Origin of the sequence: Enterobacter sp. 301B, from assembly GCF_003850715.1 — a bacterium.
GTDB lineage: Bacteria > Pseudomonadota > Gammaproteobacteria > Enterobacterales > Enterobacteriaceae > Enterobacter > Enterobacter intestinihominis.
Genome location: NZ_PQTC01000025.1, coordinates 29,645 through 43,857, shown reverse-complemented (window position 1 = coordinate 43,857; position 14,213 = coordinate 29,645). Strand labels below are relative to the sequence as shown.

The window sequence follows — 14,213 nt, the reverse complement described above, 5'->3', positions numbered from 1 at the left end:
GCCCGCACTCCACGCTGAATTATCAGACACCGTCTGAATTTGCAGCGGGCTGGAGAAAGGGTCATTCTGAGAATGAAGATTCCGACGTTACTAACTGAGTGTTGTATCTAATCGTGGGGGCAGGTCACTGAAACTACACGTTTATGGCGTTGGGACGTTTCCCGTTTTTTCAGGAATAGAACCCGTAACCAATATTGCAGAGTGCGCCTTTATCAGGAATGCAGCATTACCTGTGGGTACGTACTGGATCGTTGATGCACCGGAAGGCAGTATTGCTAATCGGGTCGAGCGGTTTGTAAAAGACTTCAAGAACGGTACCAAACATTCTGAATGGTTCGGTTTGTTTAATGCTACTACCATGGCTGATAACGTATTTGTGAATGGGGTCGACAGAGGCTCATTTCGACTTTATCCATTGAGGCCGAATGGTGAGGGAGAGTCGTGGGGATGCATAACGTTCTATAATATCCCTGATTTTCAACTGGTCAGACAATCTTTGCTTGCACGTAAGAAGATTCGTGTTCCTGGTGGTAAAGGGTTGATGGCATTTGGACGTATTGATGTGACAGGAAGGGCTGATTATGCTTCATGCAAAGTTAAAAAATAATATCCTGATTGGTCTGGCATGCCTCATTGCTTCCTTCTTTATCGTCCTGTTTCCTCTGGGAGGCTTGCTCGATTACTTGTCTCAAGCTAGCAATGATTTTTTAAATCGTACCGGTCTGGGGTTTGCTGATGGTGAAGCAGACCCATCATTCCTGTGGGTGTTGGGTGGGATGATGGTCGTCGTTACCGCGCTACTGATGTTCGCCATTCGGAAGATATGCAATCTGAGGCAGGGATAAGACATTTCATGGGCATTTTCTATGACAATCCTTTTAAACGCCCTGAAGTGGTCAGCGCTCACGGTTACCACTGTATGTATCCTCGGATGGTTGTTTGTATGGCTTGTGGCATCTGATTCTGATGCGACGACCGTTTATACGGAAAACGATTTTTTCCACTACCGGATACTGACAGACAAGGATATTAAGAACGCCCCAAAAGTAACGGACGACTATTATTTTGAGGCGCATTCGGGCGATGGTTACGAACCTTCAAACAGTATCATTTTTAAAGGCGCTACCAGTGCTGCACCGTTGCGCGCTTATCTCGAAACGTTAGGGTATGTGAAGGAAAAGCGTAGCCTGGAAGTGAAGGAGGTCTGGTCGAAACCCGAACGGTTAAACGCAGATTTTTTCTATCTGTACTTTAATACCGCTACGGGTGATATTGAACTGACCAAAGTGATAGGTAACGGGCATGTCATCTCATGCCCGTATTAAGAAAAAACCACTCGTGCTTTATCTGCTCTTTCACAGCCTTAACCAGCACAGCATGGAGTTCGCCAACGGTTAAATCGCGTATCACAGGTTCGGGAATGCCTCGTAGCCTGCGAATCAAGCGGCAGATACCAAAGTAATCTATGCCCTCGGTGCTAAAAAGAAACTCGTTTTCAGCGAGGGAAAAAATTTTCTCATAACCATCTTCTTCAGTGACGAGCGTAACGCCAAACGCTTCCTCGCAGTCTTCAATCAGGGCATCGCCATCCATGCCGCATATATCGAGGTCGGCTTCGATTAGGGTGTTCTCATCAATGCGCTTGCGATGATGTCCCGAGGACTGACGTACAACCTCAATGACCTGCGAAAGAGTGGGGTACATTATGTTGGATTCCGTGGGTGAAGAAATGACGTAGACATTGATTAATAGACCGAATTAACGTCTGGGATTTATTATTGAAGGTACAAAGAAAATCAAAACAGTCCACGCAAACATCCCAATGATTTTTAGCGGCCAGGGTTCGAATACATCAAAGCACACAATTGCGCCTATAACTAATAATGGCCCTCCCAATAATTCCACTATTCCTTCTAAGATCGATAACTTATGAGGCAATACACGATTCAGTAAAATGGCCATGAAATGTGCGCATCCTAAAGTGATGATTATTGCTATAGTGCATTCTTTCCAGTTATCAGTGACGCCCACGCATATGAGGCATAACACAATCACAAAAACACAAAGTAACGTATTCAGCATGGAAATAATAAACTTACTCATAATGCTTGCCGCGACGTTTAAAATAAAAAGAGTCTATAAATATAGCGCTCTTAACAGAATGACAAACAACTATGGCTAATAATGCGTTTAAGAATTATTGCGCCTTGCTTATTTTCGTAATAAAAGAGTTAGCGGCTTCATGCCGGTACCATACACTCCACCGCGAACTCTCTTAACTCACACTCTCAAAACACCGGCACCCCCAGCCCCACCTTCACCTCCCTCAACGTCCCTTGCGTCACCCCCTGCGCCCGTTCGGTCCCGCGCTTCAGCATCGCCATCAATTCCCCCTTATCACCCATATACATCGCCCTCCGCTCCCGCATCGGCGCAATCAGCTCCTGCAAACACCCCTCCAGCTCGTTCTTACATGCCCGGTCACCCAGCCCGCCCGCCTGATAGTGCGCCTTCATCGCCGCCACTTTCTCCTTGTCCGGATGAAACGCGTCGAGATACGTAAACACTACGTTCCCCTCAATCTGCCCCGGGTCGCTCACCTTCAGGTGGTTCGGGTCGGTGTACATGGCGCTGACCGCACGGTGGATCGTCTCTTCGCTGGCCGAAAGGTGCAGCGTGTTGCCCAGCGATTTCGACATCTTCGCGCTGCCGTCGATACCGGGCAGGCGGCTGGTGTCGCTCAGCATCGCCTTACAGTGGCGCAGCACCGGGGTGGGCAGCAGGCTGTTCATCTTGTGCACAATCTCGTTGGTCTGCTCAATCATCGGCAACTGGTCGTCGCCGACGGGCACGCACTCGGCCTTAAAAGCGGTGATGTCCGCTGCCTGGCTGATGGGGTAGGCCATAAACCCGACCGGCAGCGAGCGGGCGAAGCCCTTCTGCGCAATCTCGTTTTTCACCGTCGGGTTACGCTCCACGCGGGCGACGGTGACGATGTTCATGTACAGCATCGTCAGCTCGGCGAGGGCGGGCAGGGCGGACTGCAGGCAGATAGTGGTCAGGTTCGGGTCAATGCCGGCGGCGAGGTAGTCGGCCAGCACTTCGGGGATGTTGTCGCGGATCTTCTGCGGGTTGCAGCCGTTGTCGGTCAGCCCCTGTAGGTCGGCAATCAGCACAAACTGGTTGTGCGTCTGCTGAAGCGCCACGCGCTGGCGCAGCGATCCGACGAAGTGGCCAAGGTGCAGCGGGCCGGTTGGGCGATCGCCGGTGAGGATGGTGGGTGCGTTCATAAAGACTCCTTAACGTTGTAATGCCGAAAGGGGTCTTAGATGTGAGAAAGCCGCCTTTCGGCGGCTATCTGAAAATGGGGAATACTACTCCGTGCCGCCTTTAAGAAGGCAGCCACCAGCGGTTTACGGTGAGGACGGCGTGGTTTATGTTCATCTCTTTACCGTACCACGTCCGGCGCGAAAAACAAAAGGGCACGTCATGCTGCAATCACTCAACCACCTGACCCTCGCGGTCAGCGACCTGCAAAAAAGCGTCACCTTCTGGCACGAGCTGCTGGGGCTTGCGCTGCACGCCCGCTGGAATACCGGGGCCTATCTCACTTGCGGCGATCTGTGGGTCTGCCTGTCGTACGACGAAGCGCGCCAGTATGTGCCGCCGCAGGAGAGCGACTACACCCACTACGCGTTTACCGTGTCGGAGGCGGATTTTGAACCGTTCTCGAACAAGTTGGAGCAGGCGGGCATCACCGTCTGGAAGCAGAACAAAAGCGAGGGGGCGTCGTTCTATTTTCTCGACCCGGACGGGCACAAGCTGGAGCTGCACGTGGGCAGCCTCGCCGCGCGGCTGGCGGCGTGTCGCGAGAAGCCCTATGCGGGCATGGTGTTTACCTCAGACGAGGCTTGAGGCGCGCACTTTCAGCCTGCCCGCCAGCGTCACGTGCGTGGCGGCATCTTCCTGATTGCAGAGGTACTCCACCGCCAGCCGTCCCAGCTCGCTGTAAGGCAACTGGATACTGGTCAGCGGCGGGGTGAGCTGCTCGGAGATCTTCTGGTCGTCGTAGCCCGCCAGCAGCATATCCTGCGGGATGCGCACGCCGTTCACCGCCAGCGCCTGATAGCAGCCAATCGCCAGCCAGTCGCTGGCGCAGAAGATGGCGTCCGGGCGCTCGGCCAGTTCCAGCAGCGAAGCCGTCGCGGTAAAGGACTCGCTGAACTGCCAGTTGGTCTGGCGCACCAGGCCGTCGTCACACGCGAGTCCGGCCTGCTGTAGCGCCGCCCGGTAGCCCGCCAGACGCTGGCGCGAGGCCTCCATCCAGCTCTCCCCGGTGATGTGGGCGATGCGCGTCGCCCCGCAGGCGATGAGGTGTTTCGTCACCTGGAAGGCGTTGGCGTAGTCGTCCGGGATAAACGACGGCAGCAGCGGCGAGCCGGGGTCGCGCTGGTTGAGCAGCACCAGCGGGATGCGGGTGCAGTCCTGGAATGCCGTCATGTCCACCAGCGTGGTGACCGGGGAGGCGAGGACAATCCCGATGCAGTTGCGCTTCTCCAGCTGGCGGATGATGTTCAGCGCCAGCTCGATGTCGTCGCCGTAGTCGTAGACGGTGAGCAACGTTTCATTGCGCCACGCCGCTTCCCGCGCCTGGCTGATGGCGTCGATAAACGGGTCGAAGCTCTGCATGGAGCTCACCAGCAGGGCGATCTCTTCCTGGTTGCGCGGGGCGTGAACGGCGGGGAGGCGGTCGTAGCCGAGCTCGGTGGCGACGCCAATCACCCGCTGGCGGGTGTCGTCGCTGAGCTTGATGTTGCGGGACTGGTTAAGCACCAGCGATACCGTCGCCTGCGACACCCCTGCCGCCCGCGCAATATCGTTCATCGTCACTTTCGTTTTTCGCTTCATCCGTCCTCTCCCTTTCGCGAATTTGCATCATACCCTAACCGCGCGCTTCCGCGCCGTCGATCACGTTTCTCATCCATCGAAGCGTGAACTTTGTGAGAGGCGTCGCTTTTCTGAGCGCCGCGATTTGCGCATTTATTCTGCAGCTAATATTTATTAGCTAAATATTATCAGTAAGAGGATGCGTAATGAAAGAGCAGTGGAGCAGGGAGCAGGCACAGGCGTGGTATCAGCAGAAAGGCTGGCTGTGCGGGTTTAACTATCTGCCGTCGACGGCGGTGAACTGGACCGATATCTGGCAGGAAGAGACCTTCGATGCCGCAACCATCGACCGCGAGCTGGGCTGGGCGGCGGACGCGGGTTACAACACCCTGCGCATCAACCTGCCGTTTATCGTCTGGGAGCACGACCGCGACGGGCTGATGGCGCGCATCGACCGCTTTTTGACGATTGCCGACGGCCGCGGTTTCAGCACCATGCTGACCCTGATGGACGACTGCGGCTTCTCCGGCGACGAGCCGTACCTCGGCCCGCAAAAGCCGCCCGTACCGGGCAAACACAACAGCCAGGCGGCGGCGAGCCCGGGGCGCGACAAGGTGTGCGATCGAGACTGCTGGCCACAGATTGAGCGCTATATCCGCGACGTTGTGCGCCAGTTCCGCGAGGATAAGCGCGTATTGCTGTGGGATCTGTATAACGAGCCGGGAAACCGCGGCATTTTCGCGACGGGCACCGAAGAGGTGCTGTACGACGAGAAGCTGGAGACCTGCGCGCACGAGTTGATGAAGCTGGCGTTCCGCTGGGTGCGTGAGGAAGATCCGACCCAGCCGCTTACCGTCTGCGCCTGGCGTCTGCCGGCGGAAGAGGAGGGCGAGACGTTTTATCAGCACCCGCTGGACCAGACCGCGCTGGAACTGTCGGACGTGGTGAGCTATCACGCCTACACCAATACCGGGCGCATGACGGCGATTATCCAGCAACTTCAGGCGCTGGGCCGCCCAATCTTCTGCACCGAATGGCTGGCGCGTCACGTGGGCGGCACCATCGAAGAGCAGCTCCCGCTGATGTACATGGCAAAGGTCGCGCCGTATCAGTGGGGGCTGGTGCGCGGTAAAACCCAGACCTGGCTGCCGTGGCCGGTGGTGATGAAGGAGTCCACGGACTACTGCCGCCTGTGGTTCCACGACGTGTTCGAGGAGAACGGTATCCCGTTTTCACGCGCTGAAATCGCGCTGATGAAGAAGCTGCGCAATATCGCCCCGGATCCGCAGGGCTAATAATAACGACCCGGCGCGCTGTCGCCGGGCAACCAGGTACGCACTATGGCAATGACAATGAAAATACCGTCTCGCGAGTTGTGGTCCTACTTTGGCTATGGTTTAGGTCAGTGTTTTAGCTTTGGTTTAGTGGGTTCGTTTATAAACTATTTTTACACCGACGTGCTGGGGATCTCGGCGCTGGCGGCAAGTACCATCTTCCTGATTGCCCGCGCGTGGGACGCGGTTCACGATCCGCTGTTTGCCAGCATTATGGACACCATTAACAGCCGGTTCGGCAAGTTTCGCCACTTTTTACTGATTGCGCCGCTGCTGATTACCGGCGTCACCCTGCTGGCGTTCTATAAAATCGAAGCGGACATGACCACCAAAATCCTCTACGCCGGGGTGACGTATATCCTGTGGGGGACGCTGTACGCCATCTCCGATATCCCGTTCTGGTCGATGTCGTCGGTGATGACCAACGACTCCGGCCAGCGCACCCGCGCGGTAACGGCGGCGATGCTCGGGGTGAACGCCGGGATTGCCTGCGCCAATATCTTCTTCCCGAAGCTGGCGGCGTTCTTTGCCCAGTACAGCAACGATAAAGGCTACTTTATGGCGGCGCTGGTGATGATGCTGGTGGGGCTGCCGCTGATGCTCAACGGCTTTATGCAGATCAAAGAGCGCGTCCCGCCCAGCCCGGAAAAGGTGACGATGCGCGACACCTTCCACAACCTGCGCCAGAACAAGCCGCTGTTTATCGTCCTGCTGTCGTTCTTTTTCTGCGTGTTCCATAACGTGGCGGGCGGACTCTATATCTACTTCTTTATCAACAACATGGGCGACGGCAGCCTGCAGATGGCGATTGGCGTGATGGGCATTGTGGCGGCGGTGCTGTGCCTGGTCGCCCCGATGCTGACGCGCCGGATGCAGAAGCGGAAGCTGTTTATGATCCTCTGCGGGCTGGACGTGGCGGTGCGCGTTGTGATGTGGTTTGTCGGGTATCAGCAGGTGACGATGCTGTTTATTCTGCTCGGCCTGAGCACGCTGTTCGTGATGATGACCAACATCCTCACCTCGTCGATGATTGCCGACACCATCGAGTACGCGGAGTACCACACCCACAAGCGCTGCGCGGCGATCACCTTCTCCGGGCAGACCTTTACCGGCAAGATGTCGGTGGCGGTGGGCGGCGGGTTAATCGGCGTGTTTCTGACGATGATTGGCTACGTGCCGCAGGCGCAAGTTCAGAGCGAGAGCGTGCTGTCGGGGCTGTTCTTCGGGATTTGCCTGCTGCCGGCGATTGGGTCGCTGATCCGCATCGTGTTTATGTCGCGCTTTACCTTTACCGAGGAGAAGCACGCGGAGATTTGTCGGCTGCTGGCGGAGCGGAACGCGTCTGCGAAAGCGCCGGGTGGCGGCTGCGCCTTACCCGGCCTACAGAAAATTACAGCGACTTCACAAACGCCAGCAGATCTTCGTTGAGCTGGTCCTGGTGGGTCAGGGCGAAGCCGTGCGGCGCGTTGTCGTACACCTTCAGCGTGGCGTTTTTGATCATCTCTGCCGCCAGCTTGCCGGTGCTTTCAAACGGCACGATCTGGTCGTTGCTGCCGTGAATAACGAGCGTCGGCACGTCGATTTTCGCCATATCCGGGCGGAAGTCGGTTTCGCCGAACGCGGTCACGCAGTCGATGGTGCCCTTCAGCGACGCCAGCAGGGCGATGTTCAGCGTCTGGGTGAGGGCACCGGCAGAGACGGTCTGCCCGGCGTTGATACCGTAGAACGGGGTGGCGAAGTCGCTGATGAACTGGGCGCGATCTTTACGCAGCCCGTCGCGAATGCCGTCGAACACGCTCTGATCCACACCCTGCGGGAAGGAGTCGGATTTGCCGAAGATCGGCGTCACCGCGCCCAGCAGCGCCAGACCGGCCACGCGCGCGCTGCCGTAGTTGTTAATGTAGCGCGTCACGTCGCCGCCGCCCATGGAGAAGCCCACCAGCGTCACGTCCTGCAGGTCCAGGGCGGTAATCAGGTCGTTGATGTCGGACGCAAAGGTGTCGTAGTCGTAGCCGTTCCACGGCTGATCCGAGCGGCCAAAGCCGCGACGGTCAAAGGCGATGGCGCGGAAGCCGCGCTCGGCCAGGTAGTTCAGCTGGCTGTCCCACATGTCGCCGTCCAGCGGCCAGCCGTGGCTGAAGAGAACCGGTTTGCCCGCGCCGCCGTCTTTGTAGTAAATCTGCGTGCCGTCTTTTGCCTTAAACGTTGCCATAGTGTGTTCCTGTGCAGGTGATGATTATGGTTATACCGGCGCGACCAGGTAGCGAATAGCCGGTGATGTTGTGCCCTGATGAAAAGCCAGAACGCGGCTCTGCAGCAGGAGGTCATTCATGGTGTGGCGCTCCTGCTGGCGTAGATGCTCAATCCACGAGCCCATCAGGAAGGTCTCAATAAACAGACCGGGACGCTCGATATCCTCGTACACCGCCCAGCTCATCGCCCCGGCGCGGCGGCGCACCCGGCGCAGCTCGTGCACGGCCTGCAAAAACGCTTTCGCGTTCTGTGGGTCGATGATGTACTCGTGCGACACCAGCACCGGGCCGCGCTCGTTCGGGAGTTCAATCTCCACGCCGTCCAGCGGCTGCCCGCTCAGGTCGAGATTTAAATTCGGATCTTTCTCCAGCTTCCAGCGGAACGCCGTCGCGCTTGCCAGCACCATCCCCAGCGTGGCAACCACCAGCGAGGTCGGGGTGCCGAACTGCGAGGCGATCTGCCCCCAGACGGCGCTGCCTGCGGTCATCGAGCCGAAGAACACCGTCAGATACACAGCCAGCGCCCGGGCTTTTACCCAGCGGGCGGCGCTGCGCTGTGCGCCAAGGTTGAGGGTGGAGAGCACCGCAATCCACGCAAAGCCGGTAAAAAACTCAAACAGGTTCAGCAGCCAGAAGTGGCGCACGAACGCCAGCGCCAGCATGGTGAGGGCAAACGTCAGGCTGGCGGCCACCATCAGCCGATCGGCATTCAGCCGCTGGCGCAGGCGCGGCAGCAGGATCGCCCCGGCAATCGCCCCCAGGCCGATACACGCCAGCATCACGCCGTAGCCCGCCGGGCCTAAGCCCAGCTCGCGGCGCGCCACCAGTGGCAGTAACGCCCAGCCCGCGCTGCCGAAAACGAAGAACGCCACGGTACGCACCAGCACGTTGCGCAGCACCGGGGCGGCGTGCACGTAGCGAATGCCGGACCGCACCGCCGAGAAGAAGTGCTCCGGCGGCAGCCGCTGCACGGAAGGCGCCGGACGCCAGCGCCACAGCACCCACGCCACGCCGACCACGGATAGCGCGTTAAGCGCAAACACCATCCACGGCCCGGCCAGCGACAGCAGGAAACCGCCCAGCGCCGGGCCAATCGCCCGGCTGATGTTGACCCCGAGCGAGTTAAGCGCCACGGCGGAACCCAGCTCGGGCTTGCTCACCAGGTCAGGCACAATCGCCTGAAACGGCGGCGAACTCATGGCCGCGCCCACGCTCAGCAGAAACGTTGCCGCCAGCAGAACGGTGGAGGTGACGTGTCCGGTAAAAGAGAGCAGCGTCAGCCCGGCAGCGGCGATGAATACCCATAGCTGGGAGAAGAGCAGGTATTTTCGTCGGTCAACGATGTCCGCCATCACCCCGGACGGCAGGGCGAAGAGGAACATCGGCAGGCTGCTGGCCGCCTGCACCAGCGCGATATCCAGCGGATCGGCGCTGGGCGTCAGCATGCTCCAGTTGATGCCGACGTCGCTCATCCATGAGCCGACGTTAGAGACCACCGTGGCGATCCACAGCATGCGGAACACCGGCTGGCTCAGCGGCTGCCAGGGCGAAGCCGCCGATGCGGGCGTCGTCTCGACGTGTGCGTCGCGAACGTCGTTAACCTGGGTCATGCGAACCTCTCCGTCGTCTTACGCTGCAGCCGCCACTGGCCCGGTCCGGTGAGGGCGAGGGTGGTGAAGATAATCAGCAGCAGCCAGCCAAACTGCCCTTCGGCAATCGACCAGTCCGGGTGCACCGCCAGCATCGCCACCAGCAGCACGGCGATAATCGGCAGGCACGCCAGGCGGGTGTAAACCCCTGCAATGATAAACAGCGGGCAGATGACCTCGGCGACGATCGCCGGGATTAGGCTCGCGTAAGGTCCGAAACCAAACGGATCTTCGATGCGCGTCAGCTCTTCGCTGAAGTGGAGCACCTTCGGCAGGCCGTGCACGTAAAGCAGCAGCAGGCTGCCGGTCAGGCGCAGGAAAAACAGCCCTGCATCGATCCGGGGCGAAGCGTCGTTTTGTTTCATCAGAATGCAAAGCAGCTGCAGCCCAGCGCCCCCCAGAAAGCGTTATCGTCGGACACCGGCATCTCTGACGTGCGGGCGAAATCATGCTGGTGGCTATGAACCCCGCACGGGCCGCTGCAGTGGTGGACGGCGCTCATGCCGACGCGTGCGGCCTGCGGCGGCGCGCTGCGGTAGTGGCCCGGCACCTTCACCACCGGGGACCACTCGGGCAGGACCGGAATGGCGGGCGGCGCGAGCGGGCCAAAGCTGCCAGCGGCGTAGACGATATCGCCGTTGACCACGGTGAGGACGGACTCGATGCCCTTGATCTCCTCTTCCGGCACGCGGAAGTAATCTTTGCTGAGCACCGCCAGATCCGCGAGCTGGCCCGTTTTGATCTGCCCCTTCTGGTTCTGCTCGCTGGAGAACCACGCGCTGCCCTGGGTCCAGAGCATCAGGGCGGTATCGCGATCCAGACGGGCGCTGTGATCGTACATCTGCATCCCGCCAACGGTGCGGCCGGAGACCAGCCAGTAGAGCGCGGTCCACGGGTTATAGCTCGCCACGCGGGTGGCGTCGGTGCCTAAGCCCACCGGCACGCCAGTCTCCAGCATTTTCGCCACCGGCGGCGTGTGGCGGGTGGCTTCGATGCCGTAGCGCTCGGCGAAGTATTCCCCCTGGAAGGCCATGCGGTGCTGCACGGCAATGCCGCCGCCCAGTTCTTTGATGCGGTCGATGTTGGCCTGTGACACGGTTTCGGCGTGGTCGAAGAACCAGTGTAGCCCGTTGAACGGAATGTCGCGGTTCACCTTCTCGAACACGTCCAGCATGCGGCTGATGGATTCGTTATAAGTAGCGTGCAGGCGGAATGGCCAGCGGTGTTCGACCAGATGGCGCACCACGCGCTCCAGCTCGTCCTCCATGCCCGGCGCGAGATCCGGGCGCGGCTCGAGGAAGTCTTCAAAATCGGCGGCGGAGAAGACCAGCATCTCGCCCGCGCCGTTGTGGCGGAAGAAGTCGCTGCCCTGGCCCGGCGTGAGCATGTCGGTCCATTTTTCAAAGTCTTCCAGCTCGTGGCCCGGACGCTGGGTAAACAGGTTGTAGGCGATGCGGATGGTCATCTGCTTTTTCTCGTGCAGCTCGGCAATTACCTCGTAATCTTCCGGGTAGTTCTGGAAGCCGCCGCCTGCGTCGATGGCGCTGGTCAGCCCCAGGCGGTTCAGCTCGCGCATGAACTGGCGCGTGGAGTTGACCTGCTGCTCCAGCGGCAGCTTCGGCCCTTTGGCGAGGGTTGAGTACAGGATCATGGCGTTCGGGCGGGCGATCAGCATCCCGGTCGGGTTGCCGTTGGCGTCGCGCTGGATCTCGCCGCCCGGCGGGTTCGGCGTGTCCCTGGTGTAGCCGACCACCTTCAGCGCGGCGCGGTTGAGCAGGGCGCGGTCGTACAGGTGCAGGATAAACACCGGCGTATCCGGCGCGGCGTCGTTAATTTCATCCAGCGTCGGCATACGGCGCTCGGCAAACTGGAACTCGCTCCAGCCCCCCACCACGCGCACCCACTGGGGCGACGGCGTGCGCAGGGCCTGCTCTTTCAGCATGCGCAGGGCATCTGCCAGGGACGGTACGCCTTCCCAGCGCAGCTCGAGATTGTAGTTCAGCCCGCCGCGGATCAGGTGCAGGTGCGAGTCGTTCAGGCCGGGGATGGCGGTGTGGCCTTTTAAGTCGACCACCTTAGTGCCGTCGCAGTGGTGTTGCATCACCTCGGCGACGGTGCCCACTTCCAGGAATTTCCCGTCGCGCACGGCAACGGCTTCCGCGAGAGGGTTCTCGCGATCGACGGTGTGAAACTGGCCGTTAACCAGAATGAGATCGGCTTTACCGAGGGTAACCATAACTGCTCCAGACTGAGAGGGGAATGGTCAGGATTATGGGAACCGGTTTCGGGAAAGATCCAGTTATACAATAGGATAGGTATACCAAAGTATAACTATACCTAAGGTTAACTATACGAAGAGATAATTACGCGCCAGCGGCGTGGGTCATAGGATGAATGCGATTTTATCGGCGTGCTGTTCGCGGCGATTTTAACCTTTAACCTCACTGGATAATCTTATGACCACTACAAAACTCGAAGTCTTAACCCCAGCCAACTGTCAGATCATCTTCATCGACCACCAGCCGCAGATGGCGTTTGGCGTGCAGTCTATTGACCGCCAGGTGCTGAAAAACAACACCGTGGCGCTGGCGAAAGCGGCAAAAGTGTTCAACATCCCGACCATCATCACCACCGTTGAAACCGAAAGCTTCTCCGGTAACACCTATCCGGAGCTGCTGGACGTGTTCCCGGGTCAGGACATTCTGGAGCGTACCTCCATGAACTCCTGGGACGACCAGAAGGTGCGTGACGCGCTGAAGGCTAACGGCAAGAAGAAGGTGGTTGTCGCGGGCCTGTGGACCGAAGTGTGCAACAACAGCTTTGCCCTGTGCGCGATGCTGGAAGGGGACTACGAAATTTATATGGTGGCGGACGCGTCCGGCGGCACCTCCAAAGAAGCCCACGACTTCGCGATGCAGCGCATGATCCAGGCGGGCGTGATCCCGGTGACCTGGCAGCAGGTGATGCTGGAGTGGCAGCGTGACTGGGCACATAAAGAGACCTATACCGCGGTGATGGATATCGTGCGCGAGCACTCCGGCGCCTACGGCATGGGCGTGGATTATGCCTACACCATGGTGCACAAAGCGCCGTCTCGCCAGAAGAGCGAGCACCGTACCTTAGCGCCGGTTCCGGCACGCTAAATCCCGGCGGCGGGCTGGTCCCTCATCCGGCTCGTCACTGCCTTTTTCTCTGGAGTTCACAATGAGTACAGGGTTGATATCCCTCGCGGCAGGCGTGCTGATTGGCCTGATGTATGCCGTGCTGAAGGTGCGTTCCCCCGCGCCGCCCGCGCTGGCGCTGATTGGCCTGCTGGGTATGCTGGCAGGGGAACAGGCGATGCGTCATCTTTTATCCCGCGATAATCCCGCTGGCGTGCAGGTGACGGTTCCCCACGTTCAGCACCTGACCGGAGCGTCATCATGAAGGCCTGGATTATTTCGCTGGTGTGCGGGGTCGCGGCTGGGGTAATTTACGCCCTGCTCGACGTGCATTCCCCGGCGCCGCCGGTCGTCGCGCTGCTTGGCCTGTTCGGCATGCTGGTGGGTGAACAACTGATCCCCATCGGACGGCGTCTGGTGAGCCGCGAACCGCTGACCCTGGCCTGGTTTCGTCATGAATGCGTACCGAAAATCAGCGGTACCGCGCCCCCAACGCCCGCGAAGGAAAGCCGCGACGCGTAACGAATTGTTTGAGGAAAGACAGCATGACGCTGCCGTGGCGCATTGCCATCATTGATGATGAACGCTCTGTTCGCAGCGGGCTCAGTAACCTGCTGCAATCGGAAGGGTATGCTACCGATACCTTCGATTCGGCAGAGGTGTTTTTGAGCCACCCTCTCGCCCTGTCCGGCGCGTCGCTGGTGATCACCGACATCAAGCTGCGCGGCATGAACGGGATCGAGCTGTTTGAGAAGCTGCGGTTGCTGGCCACGCCGCCGCCGCCAATACTGTTTATCTCCGGCCATGCGGATGAAAATATGCAGCGGTATGCACTCAGCCTGGGCGCCGCTGCATTTTTGCGTAAGCCGATTAACATCGATATTCTGCTGGATCATATTCAGCGGGAGCTGACCCGCCGACAATAAGGAT

General features: G+C 59.0%; 17 protein-coding genes. 10 read left to right on the top strand and 7 right to left on the bottom strand.

Annotated elements, in window-relative coordinates; all coding sequences use genetic code 11:
• Nucleotides 1-94: 94 nt before the first annotated feature.
• From C3451_RS20620 to C3451_RS20610, 3 genes are read left to right on the top strand one after another with little or no spacing between them, the layout of a single operon-like run.
• Complete coding sequence (locus C3451_RS20620) at nt 95-607, top strand: DUF2778 domain-containing protein (RefSeq protein ID WP_124304393.1); 513 nt, start codon at nt 95-97, stop codon at nt 605-607.
• Nucleotides 582-845 (top strand): hypothetical protein, encoded by a 264-nt coding sequence (locus C3451_RS20615; RefSeq protein WP_046621075.1) that lies wholly within the window; start codon nt 582-584, stop codon nt 843-845. Before C3451_RS20620 ends, C3451_RS20615 begins: the two co-directional genes overlap by 26 nt.
• Before the next feature lie 21 nt (nt 846-866).
• A complete protein-coding gene (locus C3451_RS20610) occupies nt 867-1,325 on the top strand; it encodes a hypothetical protein (protein ID WP_063139200.1) in 459 nt (152 codons plus the stop codon).
• Here C3451_RS20610 and C3451_RS20605 read toward each other — a convergent pair.
• Together C3451_RS20605 and trpS are read right to left on the bottom strand one after the other, a co-directional pair.
• Entirely contained in the window at nt 1,306-1,704 is a 399-nt protein-coding gene (locus tag C3451_RS20605; RefSeq protein ID WP_022646912.1) for a hypothetical protein, read from the bottom strand. The genes C3451_RS20610 and C3451_RS20605 overlap by 20 nt on opposite strands.
• A 584-nt stretch (nt 1,705-2,288) precedes the next feature.
• Complete coding sequence (trpS, locus tag C3451_RS20595) at nt 2,289-3,290, bottom strand: tryptophan--tRNA ligase (protein WP_063139199.1); 1,002 nt, start codon at nt 3,288-3,290, stop codon at nt 2,289-2,291.
• A gap of 199 nt (nt 3,291-3,489) precedes the next feature.
• Here trpS and fosA point away from each other — a divergent pair, with 199 nt between their 5' ends.
• Nucleotides 3,490-3,915 carry a FosA/FosA2 family fosfomycin resistance glutathione transferase gene (gene fosA / locus C3451_RS20590; RefSeq protein ID WP_045621742.1) on the top strand — a complete coding sequence of 142 codons (426 nt, stop codon included), beginning with the start codon at nt 3,490-3,492 and terminating at the stop codon, nt 3,913-3,915.
• Here the strand turns inward: fosA and C3451_RS20585 are convergent.
• Nucleotides 3,901-4,908, bottom strand: coding sequence for a LacI family DNA-binding transcriptional regulator (locus tag C3451_RS20585; RefSeq protein WP_045621744.1), 1,008 nt, complete (start codon nt 4,906-4,908; stop codon nt 3,901-3,903). The two genes, fosA and C3451_RS20585, sit on opposite strands and share 15 nt — an antisense overlap.
• A 185-nt stretch (nt 4,909-5,093) precedes the next feature.
• Here C3451_RS20585 and C3451_RS20580 point away from each other — a divergent pair, with 185 nt between their 5' ends.
• Both C3451_RS20580 and C3451_RS20575 read left to right on the top strand, forming a co-directional pair.
• Nucleotides 5,094-6,182 (top strand): cellulase family glycosylhydrolase, encoded by a 1,089-nt coding sequence (locus C3451_RS20580; RefSeq protein WP_045621745.1) that lies wholly within the window; start codon nt 5,094-5,096, stop codon nt 6,180-6,182.
• A gap of 45 nt (nt 6,183-6,227) precedes the next feature.
• The gene (locus C3451_RS20575) at nt 6,228-7,649 is read left to right on the top strand and encodes an MFS transporter (RefSeq protein WP_045621746.1); all 1,422 of its coding nucleotides are present in this window, start codon (nt 6,228-6,230) and stop codon (nt 7,647-7,649) included.
• Here C3451_RS20575 and C3451_RS20570 read toward each other — a convergent pair.
• From C3451_RS20570 to C3451_RS20555, 4 genes are read right to left on the bottom strand one after another with little or no spacing between them, the layout of a single operon-like run.
• Nucleotides 7,612-8,433, bottom strand: coding sequence for an alpha/beta hydrolase (locus tag C3451_RS20570; protein ID WP_045621747.1), 822 nt, complete (start codon nt 8,431-8,433; stop codon nt 7,612-7,614). The genes C3451_RS20575 and C3451_RS20570 overlap by 38 nt on opposite strands.
• Nucleotides 8,434-8,463: 30 nt before the next feature.
• Nucleotides 8,464-10,083: an MFS transporter gene (locus C3451_RS20565; RefSeq protein WP_124304392.1), complete on the bottom strand. Its 1,620-nt coding sequence runs from the start codon at nt 10,081-10,083 to the stop codon at nt 8,464-8,466.
• Nucleotides 10,080-10,487, bottom strand: a complete 408-nt coding sequence (locus C3451_RS20560) for a DoxX family protein (protein WP_063139198.1) — start codon at nt 10,485-10,487, stop codon at nt 10,080-10,082. The genes C3451_RS20565 and C3451_RS20560 overlap by 4 nt, the downstream gene beginning before the upstream one ends.
• The gene (locus C3451_RS20555) at nt 10,487-12,358 is read right to left on the bottom strand and encodes an amidohydrolase (RefSeq protein WP_023299235.1); all 1,872 of its coding nucleotides are present in this window, start codon (nt 12,356-12,358) and stop codon (nt 10,487-10,489) included. Before C3451_RS20555 ends, C3451_RS20560 begins: the two co-directional genes overlap by 1 nt.
• Before the next feature lie 220 nt (nt 12,359-12,578).
• Here C3451_RS20555 and C3451_RS20550 point away from each other — a divergent pair, with 220 nt between their 5' ends.
• From C3451_RS20550 to C3451_RS20535, 4 genes are all read left to right on the top strand, one after another.
• Nucleotides 12,579-13,265 carry a hydrolase gene (locus C3451_RS20550; protein ID WP_022646922.1) on the top strand — a complete coding sequence of 229 codons (687 nt, stop codon included), beginning with the start codon at nt 12,579-12,581 and terminating at the stop codon, nt 13,263-13,265.
• Nucleotides 13,266-13,326: 61 nt separating this feature from the next.
• A complete protein-coding gene (locus C3451_RS20545; protein ID WP_022646923.1) occupies nt 13,327-13,548 on the top strand; it encodes a DUF1427 family protein in 222 nt (73 codons plus the stop codon).
• Complete coding sequence (locus C3451_RS20540) at nt 13,545-13,805, top strand: XapX domain-containing protein (RefSeq protein ID WP_045621749.1); 261 nt, start codon at nt 13,545-13,547, stop codon at nt 13,803-13,805. Before C3451_RS20545 ends, C3451_RS20540 begins: the two co-directional genes overlap by 4 nt.
• Nucleotides 13,806-13,828: 23 nt before the next feature.
• Nucleotides 13,829-14,209, top strand: a complete 381-nt coding sequence (locus C3451_RS20535; RefSeq protein ID WP_006810275.1) for a response regulator — start codon at nt 13,829-13,831, stop codon at nt 14,207-14,209.
• Nucleotides 14,210-14,213 lie beyond the last annotated feature (4 nt).